We start from the raw sequence: 3,885 nt of genomic DNA, 5'->3' as shown, positions 1-3,885 counted from the left end.
CCGTTATCCCGCCCCACCCGGCGGGAATTCCCTGTGTGCCGCCCCTCAGGCGACCAGCTCGCCGAACGCCTGGCAGAGGTCGCCGTCCCGGTTGAGGGTGTCGTCGTCCCGCAGCCGGCGCAGTGCGCGCCAGATGCTGCTCTTCACGGTCCCCACGCTGATGTTGAGCACATCGGCGATCTCCGGGTCGGTGCGGCCCTCGTAGTAGCGGAGCACCAGCATGGTGCGCTGCTGCTCGGGCAGCTTGGCGAGCGCCTGCCACAGCACGGCCCGCAGTTCGGTGCCGCCCATGGCGTCGGTGTCGCCGACGGTCTCCGGCATCTCCTCGGTGGGGTACTCGTTGACCTTGCGGCGACGCCAGGCGGAGATGTGCAGATTGGTCATGGTGCGGCGCAGATAGCCGCCGACCGCCGCCTTGTCGGAGATCCGGCCCCAGGCGCGGTAGGTGCTGAAGAGCGCGCTCTGCAGCAGGTCCTCGGCCTCGTAGCGGTCACCGGTGAGGTGGTAGGCCGTGGCGTACAGGGAGGCGCGGCGCTCGCGGACATAGGCGGTGAAGTCCGCGGTGTAGTCCACCGTGTCCTCCGCCGCGGCCGCGGGCTCCCCCTGTGCGCCTCCCTGTACACCCCGCCCGACGTGGCCCAGATACTGGACCGCGTTGTCGGCCTCGCGAGTCGCCGGCTCCCCCGAACCGGCAGTCCGCAGACCGTCCCCGTCACCCCCCGGGAGCCCGGTCACCACGGGGAGGACTCCCCGCAGTGTCAGAGTGGCCGCCCCGCTGCCCGGCTCGGCTCCGGCGGCCTGCCGGCGGCCGACCCCGAACAGCTGGGCCGTGCCGGTGTGGTGGGCGCACCCCCGTACACCCACCGCACCGGAGATCTCGTCGGCCCGCGCGGGCCGGTGGCTGGACGGGCGCACGGAACGGAGAGACGAAGCGGTCCTGGTCTGCAGCGTTGCGTTCATCGTGCGCCCCCAGTCGTTACGAGCGGATGTTCCGGTGTCCCGGTTACGGTTCCGCCCGCCCCACCTCCCCCGTGGGCCGCCCGGTGGTCGTTGTTCCGACCCCGTTTCCGTGACATCGAAAAGCTTGCCCGGGGCTCGTCATGGCGCTGTCCGCCGACTGTCACAGGCCTGTCACAGCGGCCGGGAGCGGAACGACCGCCCCCGTTCATCCTCACGCCGTGCGGCCGCCCTTGGTTCCCTCGGCCTCCGGGGTGCGCGATCAGCGGCAAACCGGGGCACTCCGCCGGTCTCAGGGGCGCAACCGGGCAGGGTGGGTGAACCTCCGGCCCCGCGTGGGCCAGAATGGCCATGTGCCGTTCCTACTGCTCATCGAGGACGACGACGCGATCCGCACCGGCCTCGAACTCGCCCTCACCCGACAGGGTCACCGTGTGATGGCCGCTGCCTCGGGTGAGGACGGCCTCAAGCTGTTCAAGGAGCAGCGTCCGGATCTGATCGTCCTGGACGTGATGCTGCCTGGTATTGACGGCTTCGAGGTCTGCCGCCGGATCCGCCGCTCCGACCAACTGCCGATCATCCTGCTCACCGCCCGCAGCGACGACATCGACGTGGTGGTGGGCCTGGAGTCCGGTGCCGACGACTACGTGGTCAAGCCGGTGCAGCCGCGGGTGCTGGACGCCCGTATCCGGGCCGTGCTGCGCCGCGGCGAGCGGGAGAGCTCGGACTCCGCGGCGTACGGCTCCGTGGTGATCGACCGCGCGGCCATGACGGTCACCAAGAACGGCGAGGACCTCCAGCTCACCCCCACCGAGCTGCGGCTGCTGCTGGAGCTCAGCCGCCGCCCCGGCCAGGCGCTCTCCCGGCAGCAACTGCTGCGGCTGGTGTGGGAGCACGACTACCTCGGCGACTCCCGCCTGGTGGACGCCTGCGTACAGCGGCTGCGGGCCAAGGTGGAGGATGTACCGTCGGCGCCGACACTGATCCGGACGGTGCGCGGGGTCGGCTACCGGCTCGACCCACCCGCGTAGCGACGCCCGGCCACGCGGTGAGAGCCGCACCAGAGACCCACGGACTTACGACTTGACGGACTTTCAGGAGACCTACCCGCCGCCCGGCAGGGCGCTCGGCGGGCGGCTCGGGCGGCGGCTGCGGCTGACCTCGCTGCGGATACGGCTGATCGCGGTCTTCGCGGTGGTCGCCCTCACCGCCGCGGTGTCGGCGTCCGGCATCGCCTACTGGCTCAACCGGGACGCGGTGCTCAAACGAGCCCAGGACAGTGCTCTCAACGACTTCCGCGACTCGCTCACCCGCAATGTCACCGACATGCCGCTCAAGCCCTCCTGCGACGACCTGAGGGCGCTGGCGCGGATGGTGGCCAGCCCCCGCCCGGGGCTCAACTACCAGGTGGTCGTGGTCGACTCGGCGCACCCCGACTGCACCGCCTCCTCCGAGCCGGGCCGCTTCACCGTCGACCGGGTGCCGGCCAGGCTGCGGGCCGCCGTTCCGGCCCCCCGCGACCTGGAGGACGGCAACAGCTACCGCTACCACCTCTACTGGCAGCGGGCGATCCTGGACGGCGAGCCGTTCCTGATCGGCGGCACCCGAATCGTGCCCACCGGCCCCACCGCCTACATGTTCAAGTCGCTGGACGACGAGCGGACCGACCTCAACACGCTGGCCTGGTCGCTGGGCATCGCCGCGCTGCTCGCCCTGGTCGGCTCGGCGCTGCTGGCGCAGGCCGCCGCGTCGACCGTGCTCCGGCCCGTGCAGCGGCTGGGCGACGCCGCCCGGCGCCTCGGGCAGGGCCATCTGGACACCCGGCTGGAGGTGGGCGGCGCCGACGAGCTCGCGGATGTCGCCCGTACGTTCAACAGCACGGCCGAGGCGCTCGCCGCTCAGGTGGCGGAGCTCAGCGCCAGGGAGTCGGCCAGCCGCCGGTTCGTCGCCGACATGTCGCACGAGCTGCGCACCCCGCTCACCGCGATGACCGCGGTCACCGACATCCTGGAGGACGAGGCCGACTCGCTGGACCCCATGATCGAACCCGCGGTGCGGCTGGTGGTCAGTGAGACCCGGCGGCTGTCCGACCTGGTGGAGAACCTCATGGAGGTCACCCGCTTCGACGCGGGCACCGCCAAGCTGGTGGCCGACGAGGTGGACATCGCCGACCTGATCATGTCCTGCATCGACGGGCGCGCCTGGTACGACGCGGTCGAGCTGGACGCCCCGCGCGGCGTCGTCGCCCGGGTCGACCCGCGCCGGCTGGACGTGGTCTTCGCCAACCTGATCGGCAACGCCCTCAAGCACGGCGGCTCGCCGGTGGTCGTACGGGTGCGGGCCGAGCAGCTGCCCGCCGCCGAGTGGGCCGGACCGCAGCCGGCCCGGCAGCTGGTGGTCGAGGTACGCGACAGCGGGCCGGGCATCCCCGAGGACGTGCTGCCGCATGTCTTCGACCGGTTCTACAAGGCCGACAAGGGCCGGGCCCGCTCCGAGGGCAGCGGACTGGGGCTCTCCATCGCCATGGAGAATGCCCGCATCCACGGCGGTACCATCACCGTCGCCAACGCCCCTGCCGGTCCCGACGGGACGCCCGGCGGAGCGGTCTTCACCCTCACACTTCCGATGGAGCCCACCGACACGGACCCGTCGGAGGGCGAGGAGGACGGCGGCCCGCACGACCGCCCGGAGAGCGGGCACGGCGGCGGGCACAGCGGCAAGGACGGTGCGGGCCCCGGCGGGGACGCCGGCGCACCGGGCACCGAGAGGAGCGGGCGGTGAGCGGTGGGGTACGGCATGCGTGCCGTAAGGCGGCGGTGATGGTGGTGCTGGGCACGGCCGCGGTCGGCTGCGGCATCCGGCCGACCTCGGTGCCCGTGGACGCGGGCGCCCCGGCCAGCCGTACGGCGTGCCCGGCGACCCCCGCCC

Annotated in this window: 3 protein-coding genes; 2 read left to right on the top strand and 1 reads right to left on the bottom strand. The window is 72.5% G+C overall.

Annotation, left to right across the window (positions count from 1 at the left end; genetic code table 11):
• Positions 1-45: 45 nt before the first annotated feature.
• Positions 46-960, bottom strand: a complete 915-nt coding sequence (locus AOK09_RS02210; RefSeq protein WP_055585374.1) for a SigE family RNA polymerase sigma factor — start codon at positions 958-960, stop codon at positions 46-48.
• 350 nt (positions 961-1,310) lie between these two features.
• Here AOK09_RS02210 and AOK09_RS02205 point away from each other — a divergent pair, with 350 nt between their 5' ends.
• Both AOK09_RS02205 and AOK09_RS02200 read left to right on the top strand, forming a co-directional pair.
• Positions 1,311-1,988 (top strand): response regulator transcription factor, encoded by a 678-nt coding sequence (locus AOK09_RS02205; protein ID WP_055585373.1) that lies wholly within the window; start codon positions 1,311-1,313, stop codon positions 1,986-1,988.
• Between the two features lie 52 nt (positions 1,989-2,040).
• A complete protein-coding gene (locus AOK09_RS02200; RefSeq protein ID WP_157875771.1) occupies positions 2,041-3,738 on the top strand; it encodes an ATP-binding protein in 1,698 nt (565 codons plus the stop codon).
• Positions 3,739-3,885: the final 147 nt, after the last annotated feature.

Origin of the sequence: Peterkaempfera griseoplana (assembly GCF_001418575.1) — a bacterium.
Taxonomy (GTDB): Bacteria; Actinomycetota; Actinomycetes; order Streptomycetales; family Streptomycetaceae; genus Peterkaempfera; species Peterkaempfera griseoplana.
Note: the sequence above shows the minus strand (reverse complement) of the source record. Positions and strands in the feature narration are given on the sequence as shown.